A 15298-nucleotide genomic window follows, 5' to 3' on the forward strand; every position below is an offset into this window, starting at 1 on the left:
TATGACTATTTGGCGTTTGGATGGTTCGCCGGTGGGTTTCGCGGTGGGATCGTCATGTCCACCTTCCCGGCACGCTCACGACGCTTCAGCGTCTTGATCACAACCGGGCATTTCTCGGACGACTGGTACAGAACCTGGCAATGCAGGCAGTCGACACACTCGTTGGGATTGATCTCGCCTGTCGGGTGAATGGCCTGAACGGGGCATTCATTGCGGCAGGTCTGACAGGGATGGCCGCATTCGTGATAGCGTTTCAGCCAATCGAACATGCGGATACGGGCGGGGATCGCCAGCGCACCGCCCAGCGGGCAGAGGTAGCGACAATAGAAACGCTCGACGAACAATCCGGCGATCAGAAGCAGGACGGCAAAGACCACGAAGGGCCATTCGCGCACGAACTTCAGGATGATCGCGGTCTTGAAGGGTTCAACTTCGGCATAAGTCTCGGCCAATGGGATCGAGACCATCGACAGACCAAAGAGCCCGAAGAAGATCATGTATTTGATCGGCCACAGGCGTTCATGCAGGCCCCATGGCAGAGTCCATTGCGGGATTTTCAGCGCTTGGGCGGCCTTGTTCAAAAGCTCTTGCAGCGCACCGAAGGGGCAGAGCCAGCCACAATAAGCACCACGGCCCCAAAAGATCAGCGCGGCGGCCACGGCAAACCACTGAATGAAGACCAGCGGGTCCATCAGGAAGGCATCCCAGGTGAAGCCCGACCGCAAGCTACCCGCCAGCGCCATCAGGTTCACGATGGACAGCTGCGCGTTGGCATACCAGCCAAGGAATACCAGCGTGAAACTCAGGTAACCGATGCGGAACCAGTAAAACGCGCGCGCGTTGCGGGTGGCGTGAAACTGGAAGAAGAACGCGCCGGTCAGGACCAGAAGCATGACGCCCAGCACGCCAATCTCGACCGTTTTGTCTTTCCAGATGCGTTTCCACAGCGCGGATTTCGCGGCGGCTTCAGCATCCGCGTCATCGACAACGGGTGCAGCGGCTGCCACGGGCAACAAGAAACGCTCGGGCAGTTTGTAACCAAGATCAAACGTCAGGAACGTGCGCTCAAGTGCGCCAATCGACCGCTGCGCCAAAAGCTGCATGCGGAAAGGCTCGGTCGGGTCAAACTCGGCGTTCGCGGGCACCTTGAAGATGTCCAGCTCGGTGAAGCTGGGGCTGTCATCGGTGGCCAGCGCACCAAGACGGCGTTGTTGCTTGTCAAAGAAACGCACCGAGTTATCGCCCTGGATCATCTGAATCCGGTCGAAAATCCCACCGCGCACATAGCCCGAGCCTTTGAAACTGTAGGCCCCGCGCCCCAAAAGCAAGATCGCCTGCTCGCCTTCGTCCAACCATTCGATCAGGTTTGCGTATTCCGCGTTGCCCAGCAGGGTCCGGCCAATGGACGGCACCGAGACCACGGCCATATGCATGTCGATGAACGTGTCTTCGGGTGCGCCGCGTTCCGGGCGGGCAATGGCTTTAGGGTCGCCAGTCGCCTCAAACGCCGCGTTGATCTGACCAATGTCCAGTGTCAGGCGACGCACCGACCCGTCTCCGGATAGGGTGGACCAGTCCGAGGTCTCGTCCTTCGTCATGTCAATCTCACGGCGCGGCCCGTCTTGGGTGGCCGGGGACAAACCGCCCAGTCCAAGCGCACGCGACACTTTGATGCCGCCCCGCACAAGGCTGTCGTCGATCACCATGATCGTCACGGTCGCCCCCGAGATAATGTCCAGGTCATGCGCATCGCCACCCGCGGCCGCCTCGGCCTTCAGGTCCAGCCCGGCATAGCCCTCGGTCAGCTTGACCATTTTCGAATTGGGAATACCGATCAACACAATCGGTTCGGAGTGCTTCACCAGCTTCACGCCGGTCAGCACCGCATCGTGATCAATCGCGGCAACCACATGAATGGGTTTGCCGGAATAGCCCGTCGTGCCGACGAAATCCGAAGTCAGGAAGGCAAACGCAATGGTCTCGCCACCCTTCAGGATTGGCGCAACCGGAACATCGTCGCGAATGGGGCCGAACGCATCAGCGCCGGGGACCAGTTCGGCCGGGGTCAGATCGGGAAGGAACTTTGCAAGACTGTCTGCGCTTGCAGCGGTTGTCACAACCCCGCTCAGGGTCATAACGAGGGCACAAAGCCAAATATATATTGCGCGCTTTACGTTCACAGCGCACCTCCATTGAAAAGGGAATCCGCCATGATCGCGCACAAGGCGCGCGCTGTTTTTTCTTTGTTCACAGTTGGGGGGCCACGGGTTTCGGGCCAAGCATGTTTAGACCACAGCCCAGAAAACTGAGGACCTAAGGAAACCTGCATGGCTTGCATTTCCAGCTGAAGTTGTTGTGTGCCATTGACAGCCAAAAGGTCAAAGGCAACCGTCGCGCAGTTCACGCAATCTGCGCAGTCCGGGCAATCTGTGCTTTCATCAGGTGACCCCGATTTCGCAATGGCGTTCCCGTCGGAATCCATTTGCACATATGACACACCGAAATCCGAACAAATCTCAATCCAGTTCCCAGATGACGCCTGCGCAGCATTCACGCCGATCAACTGAAGCGACAGTGCAAGAACAGCCATAATAGCAACCGCAGAACGCAAAGCGCCCGCAGACGCCAACAGCGCCTTGGCATACCAGCCTCTATGATTTGCGAAAAAACGCACGCGTGATTCCCCGGTCAGTTTCCTGACCAAGTTCCTTCGGAAAGGCCGGGCACTTATTGACAATAGTCAAAGGGGGGTGTGCATTTGACGTGCTTTGGCCCTGAGAGCTTAGTCTCGCAAGCATTGAAAGCAGCCGCTCTCTCAGCGCGGGCTGCTTGGGAGGTCACACCCACGGCTCGGAAAAAAATCTTCTGGAATATGGAGTTATTTGATTTTTTTGGTGCCGCTGAGAGGACTCGAACCTCCGACCCCATCATTACGAATGACGTGCTCTACCAGCTGAGCTACAGCGGCCCATGTCAGCTGCCCTTCACGGGGGCAGCAGCGAGGGGGTTTTAGACGTGCGCTGGGATGGGTGCAAGAGAAATTCCGTCCGGCAAAAGCCAACAAAAGATTGGACCTGAACCATGGTTTTGAGGTTAGTCTGGTGGTCGCGCCGCTGACGGCGTTGGGAAACGGGGGCTAAACATGACAGACCTTGCCATTTTCTGGGAATGGATCGCCTTTGCAGTGAGGTGGTTGCACGTGATCACGGCAATCGCATGGATCGGGTCATCTTTTTATTTCATCGCGCTTGATCTTGGGTTGCGCAAAGCCCCGGATCTTCCCAAAGGCGCGCATGGTGAGGAATGGCAAGTGCATGGAGGCGGGTTTTATCACATCCGCAAGTATCTGGTGGCACCGGAAAACATGCCCGAACACCTGACCTGGTTCAAATGGGAAAGCTATGCAACCTGGCTGTCAGGAGCTGCCCTTTTGATGGTGATCTACTGGGTCGGCGGCGAGCTCTACCTGATCGACGCCACCAAGACTGAATTGGCATTGTGGCAAGGCATCGCGATATCAGCGGCCTCATTGACCGTCGGATGGCTGGTCTATGACAGGCTGTGCAAATCCGGGTTGGCGGCAAAACCGACCCTGCTGATGCTGCTGCTTTTTGCCCTTCTGGTGGCAATGGGCTGGGGCTACAATCAGATTTTCACCGGTCGCGCGATGATGCTGCACCTTGGCGCCTTCACGGCGACAATCATGACAGCAAATGTGTTTTTTATCATCATGCCCAATCAACGTATTGTGGTGAAAGACCTGCAAGAAGGTCGCACACCTGACGCCAAATACGGGAAAATCGCGAAACTCAGATCGACACATAACAACTATCTGACCTTGCCCGTCGTGTTTCTTATGCTGTCCAACCACTACCCGTTGGCCTTCGCATCACAGTACAATTGGGTGATCGCCGCACTGGTCTTTCTGATGGGTGTCACAATCCGGCATTATTTCAATTCGATGCATGCCCGCGTTGGCAAACCCACATGGACATGGGCCGTTACCACGATCCTGTTTATCCTGATCATGTGGCTGTCCACCGCCCCGCTGGACCAAAGCGACTATGACACTGAAGAATCGCGGGCGCTTACACCGACCGAACAAAGGTTCGCGCAAGCCGCCGGGTTTGAGGATGTCTCGGACATCGTTCTGGGCCGCTGTTCGATGTGCCACGCGCGCGAGCCGGGCTACGAAGGCATTCACCGCGCGCCGAAAAATGTGCTGCTTGAAACTGCCCCAGAGGTCGCGCGCTGGGCCAAGGCGATTTACCTGCAGGCCGGGCGTACAACGGCCATGCCGCCTGCCAATGTCAGCTACATGGAGCCCGAAGAGCGTCACGCCATCGTGGCATGGTATCAGGCGGCAACCAACTGATCCCGCCTGACCGCTGCCTTACGCCGATCAGTGGATAATGGGCTTCTCGTCTGCCTCTTTGACAACTTCGCCCTCCAAGACAGTTGGCTCGTCCTCTTCCTTGGCCTCAACCATATCCGCTGCCTCTTCGTCTGCTTGGGCGATTTCGGCAGTTTCGTTGCCAACCACTAAAGGCAGCATCTCTGTCCCGGCAGGAACGGCATCCTCTGCTGCGGGCGCGGGCTTCCAGGCCAGCGTGTCAAACCCATCGCAGTTGTTGCAGACAGGAAGCCAGGCGGCGTGAACATGGTTGCAGCTTTCGCAGACCCACTGAGGACCACGCGGCGCGGTGACGGCACGTGCCAACAGCGCACGAACGTCGTGATCTGTCGCTCCCTCTCCGCGTTCGATGGCCGCAAGCAGTGTCAATGCACGCTGTGACGGCATCGTATCGGGCAAATCGCCCAGCGCCTTGCGCGCCGCAGGATAGTCCTCGGCTGCAATGTTCAATTCAGCCACCAACATTCGGGTTTCCGGATCGCCGTCACGATGCTTGGTCAGCGCTCGGAACCGCTTGATCCGTTCGGACGGGCTTTCTTCTGGGGCGATTTCGGCGAATGCCGCTGCGATGTCAGGATGCGGTTGCGCGGACCATGCTTTCACCAACACCCGAGCCGCATATTTCGGCTTACCGTCCTCGATATACCCACGCGCAGCCATGACGGCTGCCGGCACCAGATCAGGCGATAGACGGTTCGCCTCGATCGCAGCTTCGCGTGCTTCGATGGGGTTACCGTCTTTCATCACACCTTTCGCCTCGGACAGTGCAAGAACCGCATCACGACGCTTGTGCACGTCACGCGGCAACGCGCCGTATTTCAGCTTGGCACCCAATGTTTCACGTGCGCCTTTCCAATCGTTGTTTTGAGCCTGAAGGCCCAGCAGAAGATCCTGCGTTTCATTATGACGCGGCTTCAGGGCAAATGCCTTCTTCGCCAGCTTCATCGCGGTTTCCGTGTCACCTTCTTCGATCTTTTGCTTCATAATGCCACGAACACCAACAAACTGGGTGCGTTCGTCTTTCAATAGCCGCTTGTAAACCTGCGCGGCTTTGCGTTTATCCCCTGTCATTTCGGCAGCTTGCGCACTGAGCAGATTGGTCAGTTCAGGGCGGCGCAGGTATTTCTCGGCCCGCGCGGCTTTGGTCATCGCCGTGCTGCCTTCACCCGATGCCAGCGCCATCATGCCCTCGGCCAGCGCCTCGTAGCCTTTGCGCTCACGCGAGCGGTCAAAGTAGCGCGAAATCGCTGTTTCATCCCCGTTCACGAAGCGGATGAATGCCACCAGCAAACCAAAAACGATCAAGGCCAGCCAGATCACAATCACCAGAAGCACTCCGGCAATAACCGCTTGCAAAGGCGCCATGTTGAATTCGGTCGCACCGATGGCGATGCGCACACCACCTTCGGTTTCCATAAGGATGCCGGCCCCCATCGTCACAAGCGCGATGGCAGCCACAAAAAGGATAATCTTGAAAAGAGACCAAAGCATCGGCGCGTCCTTAATTCAGGTTCAGTTGTTGGGCAGTTTCGCGGGCGGCATGAAGGGCATCGCGGCGTTCCGTTGCCCGCGCGATCCATGCATCAAGCGCAGGCTTTCCTGCCTCTGGCATAGCTTCAAGCTCGTTCAAGGCGACATCAATCTGCCCGGCTTTCAGCGCAGCCTCGGCGCGCGACAGAACGGCATCTGCATCATCGCCCTCTTTCGGCTCCAGCGAACGTGTGCCCAGCTGAGTGCGGAAGAATGCGGAAACCCGGTCCATAGACCCATCTTCCACCGCGGCACGGATCGACGCCTCAAGCGCAGACCGAGCGGCCTCTGGAAAGCTTGTTTGCAGGTTTGTCTGGGTCGCCACCCCGTCTGCCGCCGCAGATGAAAGCGCGGCCGGAGCCTCAATCGCTGCATTTTCAGTCAAATCAAAAAGCGCATCGCTGAAGGGCTGGCCCGTTTCAAGTGCGGCTTGCAAACGCGACAAAGCTGCGCGAGCGGCGGCGGATTTCGCAGCCGTAGCGGCCGACACTTCTAACGTTTCCGCGTTTTCTTTTTGCGATGTGATTTGCGCCAGTTCTGTATCCAGCATCTGACGCATCTGCTGCAATTCACGCTCGTATGCCGCCGCAGCTGCGGCCGCGGCTTCCATGCCAGAGCCTTGGGGCAGCTTTTCGACGGTATGAATGCGATTTTCCAGCTCGGAGATTTTGCCCGACAGCGTGTCGAATTGCATCCGAAGTTGCTCCAAGGCGCCCGTGGTCTCGCCGCGCAACTGATCGACTGCACGATCAGATGAAAGAGCTTCAATCGCAGTGGAGCGTTCTGCACCCGCCGCTTCCAGGCCAGCTACATGTTCCTTCAGCGCTCCAAGTTCTTCTACAATCGGGTCTACGCCATTTTGCGGGAAAGGCCATTGATCTGGATATCTTGCGGCGCCAAATCCAGCCGCAGCTGCGATTGCGCCCCCAAGCAGCAATGCAAAAAAACCAGATCCACTGGTTTTCGTTTTTTCAACGGCCACCGGCTCCACTTTTTCTGCGCCCGCCTCCGGCGCCCCATCGACTGATTTGTCACCGTCAGACACTGGGGCCGCTTTCGATCCGTTGTCATCTTCAACCAGATCATGCACCGGCTCTGTTTTCGGCGACTCCTTAGATGCTGGTTTCGCTTTTTCAGCAGCTTTTTCGGAGCTGGTGTCTTCGATCACCACGGCCTCTTCGACCTTCTCCACCTTGTCCTTGGCTGGTTTGCGCGATTTGGCCAATGTGTGAACCCCCGAATCTCACTTAAAATTTGCGACTTTTACGTCACTTAACCTAGCTTGCACCCGCCCAGCTCTCAAGCTGGGTCACGCGTTTAACGCTGCGACAATCCTGCTCACCATCGCATTCCCGGTGGGTTCCGGGGCAATCTCGACGACCCCTCCCATCAACTCCGTCCATGCCGCTGCGACCGCATCGCTTATTGCAATGACGCGGAGCCTCTGGCCAGGCCGGTCAATCGCCTGACCAGTCAAGCGGGCCGAACGCGGTGAAAAAAGGGGAAGGAGCGTTGGTTCCTCCCCTTCAATGGCTTTCTTCGCAGCGACACTAAGTGGTTGCGTGACCTGCGCATAAACCTGCAAATCCTGTGTGGTGCGCCCCATCTCACGCAAGTGGGCAGCTATATCCACCGCCTTATGTGATCCACACAGATGCACCAGAGGCGCATCGCCCGAGGTTTCTCGAAGCTGATCCAAAAGCCTGTGTGCATCAGGCGCCAAAGTAACAATAGTCGCACCCTGCGCCCGCGCGTGCTCTGCGGTTTTTTGCCCGACACAATGAACATTCACCCCGAGAAGTGGGCCCCGCACCGCATTGCAGGAGGTCAGGATCACTTCGGCCCCTGTGGGCAAAACAGGCCAGTCGCCGATTGGCGCGATCTCAATCACAGGCGACAGGATCACGTCTGGCTCATGGCCAAGACCTTGCACAACATCGCGCAACAGGCTCTGTGCGGCCTTGGCCGGGCGCGTCAGAACAAGTTTTGTCATGTTTGGCATGGGCATCGCCGGGATTGTCTCATCTCAACCTAGGTGTTACCCCGAGCCGACCACCCTCGCAACAAATCGCTATCATTATGACCGACTTCGCAGATACAGCAGGCACGCTCACCTTCCTTGGGTTGGAAAGCTCTTGCGATGACACGGCCGCTGCCGTGGTCCGACACGACCCCGGTTTACCGCCCAAAGTGATATCCTCGGTTGTTGCTGGGCAAACAGAACTGCACGCAGATTTTGGCGGCGTTGTGCCGGAGATCGCAGCCCGCGCCCATACTGAGAAAATGGATATCTGCGTGGAACAGGCTCTAACAAAGGCGAATTTGAACCTTTCTGACGTCGACGGAATTGCCGTAACGGCCGGACCAGGCCTGATCGGGGGCGTTTTGGCGGGGGTCATGTGCGCAAAAGGTCTGGCCATCGGGTCAAGCAAGCCTTTGGTCGGTGTGAACCATCTGGCGGGCCACGCCCTGACCCCTAGGTTGACGGATCAAATCGAATTTCCCTACCTCATGCTTTTGGTCTCTGGTGGCCATTGCCAGTTTCTTATCGCCAAAGGACCCGAAGAGTTCACCCGCTTGGGGGGAACCATTGATGATGCTCCAGGGGAAGCTTTTGACAAAACAGCAAAGCTTCTAGGTCTGCCACAGCCCGGTGGACCTTCGGTTGAAGAACAGGCACATATGGGCGATGCAAAACGTTTTCGGTTCCCCAGACCACTTCTTGATCGACCGGATTGCGATATGAGTTTCTCAGGCCTAAAGACCGCCCTTTTGCGCGAACGAGACCGGCTTGTCGAAACACATGGCGGCCTTCACAAACAAGATCGGGCAGATCTTTGCGCAGGTTTCCAGGACGCAATCCGTGACGTACTGGCCGAAAAATCGAAACGCGCATTGTTGCGGTATATGGAGCTGTCTCCAGAACACCCAACCCTTGCCGTGGCCGGGGGTGTCGCCGCCAACATGTCAATTCGGGGCGCGTTAGAGACGATTTGCGCCGAATTGGACACCCGTTTTCTCGCGCCTCCCCTCTCTCTTTGCACGGACAACGCTGCGATGATCGCTTGGGCCGGTATCGAGCGCTATCGCTTGGGTGGTCGCGATGGCATGGACTTAAAAGCCCGCCCGCGCTGGCCACTGGACGCACAGGCGCCTGCCATGCTTGGATCGGGAAAGAAAGGAGCCAAGGCATGAGCATTTCAGTTTTGGGCGCAGGTGCATTCGGTACCGCCTTGGCAATCTCACTTGCCCAGGACGGAAAGCGGATAGTGCTTTGGGCACGTGATCCGGGGGACATGCAGAACACGCGCGAGAACACGCGCCGCCTTCCCGGATACGAGCTTCCCGCCAGCCTGACGGTCACAGGTGACCTCGCGCAAGCCTGTGATGCGCCCATTCTTTTGCTGGCCACCCCGATGCAAAGCCTTTCGGAATTCATACGCGCTCACGCAGATATCCTGTCGGGAAAGATTCTTGTGGCGTGCTGCAAGGGTGTTGATCTGAAAACGGGTCTTGGTCCCGCGGAGATCATCCGCGCCAATTGCCCAAGCGCTACCCCGGCGATCCTGTCCGGCCCAAGTTTTGCAGTTGATATCGCGGCTGGTTTGCCCACCGCCCTTACACTTGCTTGCGAAAACGGCGAGATACTTCAGTCTGCGCTTTCAACCCACAATATCAGGCTCTATCGCAGCGCAGATCTGGCAGGGGTAGAGATCGGCGGCGCGCTCAAAAATGTCGTTGCCATCGCCTGTGGCATTGCAATTGGTGCCGGGCTGGGGGAAAGCGCGCGGGCAGCTCTGATGACGCGCGGCTTCGCTGAAATGCAACGATACGCGATCGCACATGGCGCTCGGCCCGAAACTCTGGCTGGTCTGTCCGGTTTTGGTGATCTGGCCCTGACTTGCGCATCTGAAAAGTCACGTAACTTCGCATATGGCCTTGCATTGGGCCGCGGCACCGCGCTCCCCACCGGCACCACGGTTGAAGGGAAAGCAACAGCCAAAGCAGTCTCTATTCACGCCCAATCCATAGGTCTTGATATGCCAATCGCGGATATGGTCGTCGCCGTTCTGGACAATCTCATCACCATCAGAGAGGCTATCGACATGTTGCTAGCCCGCCCGTTGAAGGAAGAATAAATGCTCATCGCGATCATCTGCACTGACAAACCCGGCGCAATCGAAACCCGCAAAGCCAACAGAGAGGCCCATCTTGCCTATCTGAAAGACACAGGCGTCGTTCAGCAAGCCGGACCATTTCTTGATGATGATGGCGTTATGTGCGGCTCGCTTCTGGTGTTGGACGTGGATGACATGGCAGAGGCAAGAACATGGGCGGAAAATGACCCTTATGCCAAAGCTGGACTCTTCTCCGATGTGCGCATCCAGCATTGGAACAGGGTGATTGGATAATGGCTTATTGGCTGTTCAAATCCGAGGTATCAACCTGGAGCTGGGATCAGCAAGTTGCCAAAGGCGACGCAGGCGAAGAATGGGATGGCGTGCGAAACTATCAGGCGCGCAATCACATGCGGGCGATGAAATGTGGTGACCTTGGGTTTTTCTACCATTCACAAAAGGAAAAAGAGATCGTCGGCATTGTCGAGGTGATCGCTGAAAGCCACCCCGACAGCACAACAGATGACGCCCGATGGGACTGCGTGGATATCAAGGCCGTTCGAGCGCTGAAAAACCCCGTATCACTCGCCATGTGCAAGGATGATGTTCGGCTTGCAGATATGGTTCTTGTCAACAACACGCGCCTCTCCGTACAGCCCGTGTCAGAAGATGAGTGGCAGATCATCCTTCAACTGTCTGAAGACGTCTAAGAGTGCCTGTGCCATACTGATCACAGAAACGGCAAACAGGAGAGATCATATGTTGCAAGTATTGGTAGCTGCAATCGCAGGGTATGCCTTTGGCGCGGCTTGGTACATGGCGCTGGCCAAGCGCTGGGTCGAAGCATCAGGCATCGAGACTGACGAAAATGGCCGTCCTCTGAACGGGTCTGACCCAAAGCCATATATCGTTGCCTTTGTCGGCGCTATATTGGTTGCAGGTATGATGCGCCATATCTTCGCCATGGCAGGCATCGAAGGGGCTGGCAAATCGGTCATAACCGGCCTGGGACTTGGCCTTTTTGTGGTTGCGCCTTGGATGGCAAACAACGTGATGTTCAGCGATCGGTCAAAATCGTTGATTTGGATTGATGGCGGCTATGCGGTTGGTGGCTGCACCGTGATTGCATTGGTTTTGGGACTGTTCTGAGCCCTTCAAACAAAAAGGAGGGCTCCGACGTCTCGAACCCCTCCTTTTCCACCCCACGTGCTCCCTCAGCACCACACGTGTCTCTGAATAAAAAGGGTCCGACCGTCCTGATCGTTCTTAGAAGCTAAAACAGTTCAGGCTGTTTCGCAATCTCATAGAGCGTCGAAAACTATTCAAAATCAATGCATTAAGGTTTCTTAAGCCTTAACAGAAAACAGGGCGATGCCAATTCTGACAACGCCCTGCTTACAAAAGAAAAATCGTCAGCTTACCCGTAGACGGATTCCTTACCGAAATGCTTCACCAGCATATAATAGACGACAGCGCGATACTTGTTCCGTTCGCTGCGCCCATAGGTTTCGATCACCGCATTGATCGCATCCATCAGCTGAGGACCATCAGCAAGACCCAGCTTCTTGATCAGGAAGTTCTCTTTGACGGTCTCAAGCTCACTGTCCTGCGTCGCAGCTACGGTCGAAGCGTCATCATTGTAGATCGCCGGCCCACACCCAATCGTTACCTTGGTCAGAAGATCCATATCCGGCGTGATGCCGCATTTCGACTTCAGATCTTCAGCATATTTTGCAATCAATTCGTCACGTTTTCCCATTTCGGTCTCCCAAAGTTGCGTCCGGGCACAGCCCCAATTCAGTAAAAGACTAGGCGCAATTAACGACTTCGCAAAGGAAAAGTTTGCCCCAGCATTCCCCCTAGGATTTTGCGTTGTAATAACGCAGGATGCGGCGGACACTTGGTCTTACAAGGAGGAAATCATGGGTCTGTGGAACTTTGTGAAAGGCGCCGGAAAGTCGCTTTTCGGTGGAAACGACGAGGCCGCTTCGGCCGATACGCTGAACAAAGAGGTCGCCGATCTGGGTATCGACACCTCGGGTCTGGATATCAAGGTTGACGGTGAGAAGGTCACCGTCTCGGGCGGCGAGAACCTCAGCGCAGAAGAGCGCGAAAAGGTCATTCTGGCTGTCGGTAATGTTGAGGGCGTCGCAGAGGTGGAGGCCGAGCTGGAAAACGAGCCGACCTTCCATACTGTAGAGAAAGGCGACACGCTTTGGGCCATCGCGGAAAAAACACTTGGCAACGGCGCGCGCTACAAAGATATCTTTGAAGCCAACAAGCCGATGCTGAAGGACCCGGACCTGATCTACCCCGGTCAGAACCTGCGCATTCCCAGCTGATCTGCACCGATACACCAACATTCACGGCCCGCCCAATCGGCGGGCCGTATTTTTATTGCCCCATTGGCCTCACAGCCGCAATTTTCGACTTGTAGCGTGGCCCGTTTCCCTGTCTCATCCCGGTGAATGCAGACAGACTAGGGGACCACGGAACATGGCATCATATTTGAAATCCACACCGACACGTGAGGGCTATTTTGGCGACTACGGCGGAGCGATGCTGCCACCCCCGCTTGAGCCTCACTTCAAAGAGATTCGCGAAGCCTATGACCGCATCTCGAAATCCGCAGATTTCATTGCCGAACTTCGCCATATTCGCAAACACTTCCAGGGTCGCCCAACCCCGGTTTCCTATCTTAAAAACCTGTCCGAACAATGTGGCGGGGCACAGATTTATGCCAAACGCGAGGACCTGAACCACACCGGTGCACACAAGCTGAACCATTGCATGGGCGAAGGTTTGTTGGCCAAGTTCATGGGTAAGAAAAAGCTGATGGCGGAAACCGGTGCAGGCCAACACGGCGTCGCGCTGGCCACCGCCGCTGCTTATTTTGGTCTGGAATGCGAAATCCACATGGGCGAGATCGACATCGCCAAAGAAGCCCCCAATGTCACCCGGATGAAGCTTCTTGGCGCAGAGGTTGTGCCGGTCGGCTTTGGTGGACGTTCCCTGAAAGAGGCCGTGGACAGCTGTTTTGGCAGCTACATGGAGCAAGCCGATAACGCACTTTTCGCGATTGGCTCTGTCGTAGGCCCGCACCCTTTCCCAATGATGGTGCGCGACTTCCAACACATTGTCGGCATTGAGGCGCGCGAACAGTTTTTGGAAATGACCGGTGATCTGCCAGATATGGTCGCCGCCTGCGTGGGTGGTGGATCGAACGCAATGGGCCTCTTTTCGGGCTTCATCGACGATCAGGATGTCGAACTGTACGGCGTCGAACCGATGGGGACATCGTCGAAACTGGGCGAACATGCCGCCACAATCACTTTCGGTGAAGATGGCGACATTCACGGCTTCCGCACCATGGTTCTGAAAGACGAAAACGGCGAGCCCGCACCCGTGCATACGGTTGCCTCAGGTCTTGACTATCCGGGCGTTGGGCCGGAACACGCCCATCTGCACCGCACTGGCAAAGCGAACTATACCGCCTGCGACGACAAAGAAGCGCTGAACGCGTTTTTCACCGTCAGCCGCACCGAAGGCATCATTCCGGCTCTCGAAAGCGCCCACGCGGTCGCCTTCGCCATGCGCGAAGCCCCTAAACATCCGGGCAAATCCATCCTGATCAACATGTCAGGCCGCGGTGACAAGGATATCGACTACGTGACAGAAAACTTCGGCTTTGGTGAAGACCTCTAAACTCGACACCTGCCGCGCGGCTCATTTTTTTGTTCAAAGAACCTTGAGGTGAGCGGCAAAACCGCTAGGGGCAATGCCCCTAGCTTGAAAAAGCAAAGCGCCGCCCGGTTGGGCGGCGCTTTTCCGTCAGGAAACCTTCTGGATCAGTACCGGTAGTGTTCGGGCTTGAAAGGACCGTCGACTGAAACACCGATATAGTCGGCCTGCTCTTTGTTCAGAGTAGAAAGCTTGACGCCAATCCGTTCCAGATGCAGTCGCGCCACTTTCTCGTCCAGATGCTTGGGCAGAATATAGACGTCATTTTTATACTCATCGCCCTTCAGCCAAAGTTCCATCTGCGCCAGAACCTGATTGGTGAAGGACGCCGACATCACGAAGCTGGGATGCCCCGTGGCATTGCCAAGGTTCAACAGGCGCCCTTCTGACAGCAGAATGATCCGGCTGCCCGAGGGCATCTCGATCATATCAACCTGATCCTTGATGTTGGTCCATTTATGGTTCTTCAGGCTTGCCACCTGAATTTCATTGTCGAAGTGGCCAATGTTGCCAACAATCGCCATGTCCTTCATCGCGCGCATATGCTCGATGCGGATCACATCCTTGTTGCCAGTGGTGGTGATGAAGATGTCAGCATCGGAAACCGCGTCTTCCAGCGTCACGACCTCGAACCCATCCATCGCGGCCTGCAGCGCGCAAATCGGATCAACCTCGGTCACCTTCACACGCGCGCCGGCCCCACGCAGCGATGCCGCAGAACCCTTGCCCACATCGCCATATCCACAGACAACTGCAACCTTACCCGCCATCATCGTATCGGTCGCACGACGAATGCCGTCCACCAGAGATTCCTTGCAGCCATATTTGTTGTCGAACTTCGACTTGGTGACAGAATCGTTCACGTTGATCGCCGGGAAGGGCAGCTGGCCGTTTTTCACCAGATCGTAGAGGCGGTGCACACCGGTGGTCGTTTCTTCCGACACACCCTTGATTTGGTCACGCATCTTGGTGAACCAACCGGGCGTTTCCGTCATGCGCTTTTTGATCTGTGCGTGAATGACAGCCTCTTCCTCAGATCCGGCAACACCCAGATCCTCGCCCGCTTCAGCACGCGCACCCAGAAGGATGTAGAGCGTGGCGTCGCCGCCATCATCCAAGATCAGGTTCGGACCGTCCGGAAACTGGAACGAACGATCCAGATAGTCCCAATGTTCTTCCAGCGATTGGCCCTTGATGGCAAAGACCGGCACGCCCGCATCAGCAATCGCCGCCGCCGCGTGATCCTGCGTCGAGAAGATGTTGCACGACGCCCAGCGCACATCCGCACCCAACGCGACCAGAGTTTCGATCAGCACTGCGGTCTGGATCGTCATATGCAGAGAGCCAACGATACGCGCGCCCGAAAGCGGCTTGGCCTCGCCATACTCGTCACGCAGCGCCATCAGGCCCGGCATCTCGGTTTCGGCAATATCAAGCTCCTTGCGGCCGAAAGCGGCAAGAGCGATGTCTTTGACAATATAATCCTGGGTCACGG

15 protein-coding genes and 1 tRNA gene are annotated in these 15298 nt (G+C 56.5%); 8 read left to right on the forward strand and 8 right to left on the reverse strand.

Going from position 1 to position 15298, the window contains the following annotated elements:
- Positions 1-5 precede the first annotated feature (5 nt).
- From ACRY08_RS03595 to ACRY08_RS03605, 3 genes are all read right to left on the reverse strand, one after another.
- Positions 6-2135, reverse strand: coding sequence for a 4Fe-4S binding protein (locus ACRY08_RS03595; protein ID WP_432448480.1), 2130 nt, complete (start codon positions 2133-2135; stop codon positions 6-8).
- Between the two features lie 41 nt (positions 2136-2176).
- Entirely contained in the window at positions 2177-2674 is a 498-nt protein-coding gene (locus ACRY08_RS03600; RefSeq protein WP_432448481.1) for a hypothetical protein, read from the reverse strand.
- Between the two features lie 218 nt (positions 2675-2892).
- Positions 2893-2968, reverse strand: a tRNA-Thr gene (locus ACRY08_RS03605).
- 174 nt (positions 2969-3142) lie between these two features.
- On the opposite strand from ACRY08_RS03605, the gene ACRY08_RS03610 reads away from it, so the two are divergent.
- Positions 3143-4375 (forward strand): urate hydroxylase PuuD, encoded by a 1233-nt coding sequence (locus ACRY08_RS03610; RefSeq protein ID WP_432448482.1) that lies wholly within the window; start codon positions 3143-3145, stop codon positions 4373-4375.
- A gap of 27 nt (positions 4376-4402) precedes the next feature.
- Here ACRY08_RS03610 and ACRY08_RS03615 read toward each other — a convergent pair whose 3' ends face one another.
- The 3 genes from ACRY08_RS03615 to ACRY08_RS03625 form a co-directional block, all read right to left on the reverse strand.
- On the reverse strand, positions 4403-5905 hold the full coding sequence (locus ACRY08_RS03615; protein ID WP_432448483.1) for a heme biosynthesis protein HemY: 1503 nt from the start codon (positions 5903-5905) through the stop codon (positions 4403-4405).
- 10 nt (positions 5906-5915) lie between these two features.
- A complete protein-coding gene (locus tag ACRY08_RS03620; protein WP_432448484.1) occupies positions 5916-7169 on the reverse strand; it encodes a COG4223 family protein in 1254 nt (417 codons plus the stop codon).
- Positions 7170-7253: 84 nt separating this feature from the next.
- Entirely contained in the window at positions 7254-7937 is a 684-nt protein-coding gene (locus ACRY08_RS03625) for a uroporphyrinogen-III synthase (RefSeq protein ID WP_432448485.1), read from the reverse strand.
- Positions 7938-8023: 86 nt separating this feature from the next.
- Between ACRY08_RS03625 and tsaD the strand changes: the two genes are divergently transcribed.
- Genes tsaD through ACRY08_RS03650 form a run of 5 tightly spaced genes read left to right on the forward strand, consistent with a single transcriptional unit; the run spans position 8024 to position 11211 of the window.
- On the forward strand, positions 8024-9139 hold the full coding sequence (gene tsaD / locus ACRY08_RS03630) for a tRNA (adenosine(37)-N6)-threonylcarbamoyltransferase complex transferase subunit TsaD (RefSeq protein ID WP_432448486.1): 1116 nt from the start codon (positions 8024-8026) through the stop codon (positions 9137-9139).
- Positions 9136-10083: an NAD(P)H-dependent glycerol-3-phosphate dehydrogenase gene (locus tag ACRY08_RS03635; protein ID WP_432448487.1), complete on the forward strand. Its 948-nt coding sequence runs from the start codon at positions 9136-9138 to the stop codon at positions 10081-10083. Before tsaD ends, ACRY08_RS03635 begins: the two co-directional genes overlap by 4 nt.
- Entirely contained in the window at positions 10084-10356 is a 273-nt protein-coding gene (locus ACRY08_RS03640) for a YciI family protein (RefSeq protein WP_432448488.1), read from the forward strand.
- Positions 10356-10772, forward strand: a complete 417-nt coding sequence (locus ACRY08_RS03645; RefSeq protein WP_432448489.1) for an EVE domain-containing protein — start codon at positions 10356-10358, stop codon at positions 10770-10772. Before ACRY08_RS03640 ends, ACRY08_RS03645 begins: the two co-directional genes overlap by 1 nt.
- Before the next feature lie 49 nt (positions 10773-10821).
- Positions 10822-11211 carry a DUF1761 domain-containing protein gene (locus ACRY08_RS03650; RefSeq protein ID WP_432448491.1) on the forward strand — a complete coding sequence of 130 codons (390 nt, stop codon included), beginning with the start codon at positions 10822-10824 and terminating at the stop codon, positions 11209-11211.
- Positions 11212-11479: 268 nt separating this feature from the next.
- Here the strand turns inward: ACRY08_RS03650 and ACRY08_RS03655 are convergent, their stop codons facing one another.
- A complete protein-coding gene (locus ACRY08_RS03655) occupies positions 11480-11821 on the reverse strand; it encodes a DUF2853 family protein (RefSeq protein WP_432448492.1) in 342 nt (113 codons plus the stop codon).
- Positions 11822-11984: 163 nt separating this feature from the next.
- Here ACRY08_RS03655 and lysM point away from each other — a divergent pair, with 163 nt between their 5' ends.
- The gene (gene lysM / locus ACRY08_RS03660) at positions 11985-12404 is read left to right on the forward strand and encodes a peptidoglycan-binding protein LysM (protein ID WP_432448493.1); all 420 of its coding nucleotides are present in this window, start codon (positions 11985-11987) and stop codon (positions 12402-12404) included.
- A gap of 154 nt (positions 12405-12558) precedes the next feature.
- The gene (gene trpB / locus ACRY08_RS03665; RefSeq protein WP_432448494.1) at positions 12559-13767 is read left to right on the forward strand and encodes a tryptophan synthase subunit beta; all 1209 of its coding nucleotides are present in this window, start codon (positions 12559-12561) and stop codon (positions 13765-13767) included.
- A gap of 143 nt (positions 13768-13910) precedes the next feature.
- Here the strand turns inward: trpB and ahcY are convergent, their stop codons facing one another.
- Positions 13911-15296 carry an adenosylhomocysteinase gene (gene ahcY / locus ACRY08_RS03670; RefSeq protein WP_432448495.1) on the reverse strand — a complete coding sequence of 462 codons (1386 nt, stop codon included), beginning with the start codon at positions 15294-15296 and terminating at the stop codon, positions 13911-13913.
- Positions 15297-15298: the final 2 nt, after the last annotated feature.

It is taken from the genome of Aliiroseovarius marinus, from assembly GCF_050881025.1.
In the GTDB taxonomy this organism is placed as follows: Bacteria; Pseudomonadota; Alphaproteobacteria; order Rhodobacterales; family Rhodobacteraceae; genus Aliiroseovarius; species Aliiroseovarius marinus_A.

Excerpts from the sequence above, each read along its gene's own strand:
- ACRY08_RS03640 (WP_432448488.1), top strand. The coding sequence starts at position 10,084 with ATGCTCATCGCGATCATCTGCACTGACAAACCCGGCGCAATCGAAACC.
- lysM (WP_432448493.1), top strand. The coding sequence starts at position 11,985 with ATGGGTCTGTGGAACTTTGTGAAAGGCGCCGGAAAGTCGCTTTTCGGT.
- tsaD (WP_432448486.1), top strand. The coding sequence starts at position 8,024 with ATGACCGACTTCGCAGATACAGCAGGCACGCTCACCTTCCTTGGGTTG.
- ACRY08_RS03625 (WP_432448485.1), bottom strand. The coding sequence starts at position 7,937 with ATGACAAAACTTGTTCTGACGCGCCCGGCCAAGGCCGCACAGAGCCTG.
- ACRY08_RS03595 (WP_432448480.1), bottom strand. The coding sequence starts at position 2,135 with ATGACCCTGAGCGGGGTTGTGACAACCGCTGCAAGCGCAGACAGTCTT.
- ACRY08_RS03635 (WP_432448487.1), top strand. The coding sequence starts at position 9,136 with ATGAGCATTTCAGTTTTGGGCGCAGGTGCATTCGGTACCGCCTTGGCA.
- ACRY08_RS03615 (WP_432448483.1), bottom strand. The coding sequence starts at position 5,905 with ATGCTTTGGTCTCTTTTCAAGATTATCCTTTTTGTGGCTGCCATCGCG.
- ACRY08_RS03610 (WP_432448482.1), top strand. The coding sequence starts at position 3,143 with ATGACAGACCTTGCCATTTTCTGGGAATGGATCGCCTTTGCAGTGAGG.
- trpB (WP_432448494.1), top strand. The coding sequence starts at position 12,559 with ATGGCATCATATTTGAAATCCACACCGACACGTGAGGGCTATTTTGGC.
- ACRY08_RS03655 (WP_432448492.1), bottom strand. The coding sequence starts at position 11,821 with ATGGGAAAACGTGACGAATTGATTGCAAAATATGCTGAAGATCTGAAG.
- ACRY08_RS03650 (WP_432448491.1), top strand. The coding sequence starts at position 10,822 with ATGTTGCAAGTATTGGTAGCTGCAATCGCAGGGTATGCCTTTGGCGCG.
- ACRY08_RS03645 (WP_432448489.1), top strand. The coding sequence starts at position 10,356 with ATGGCTTATTGGCTGTTCAAATCCGAGGTATCAACCTGGAGCTGGGAT.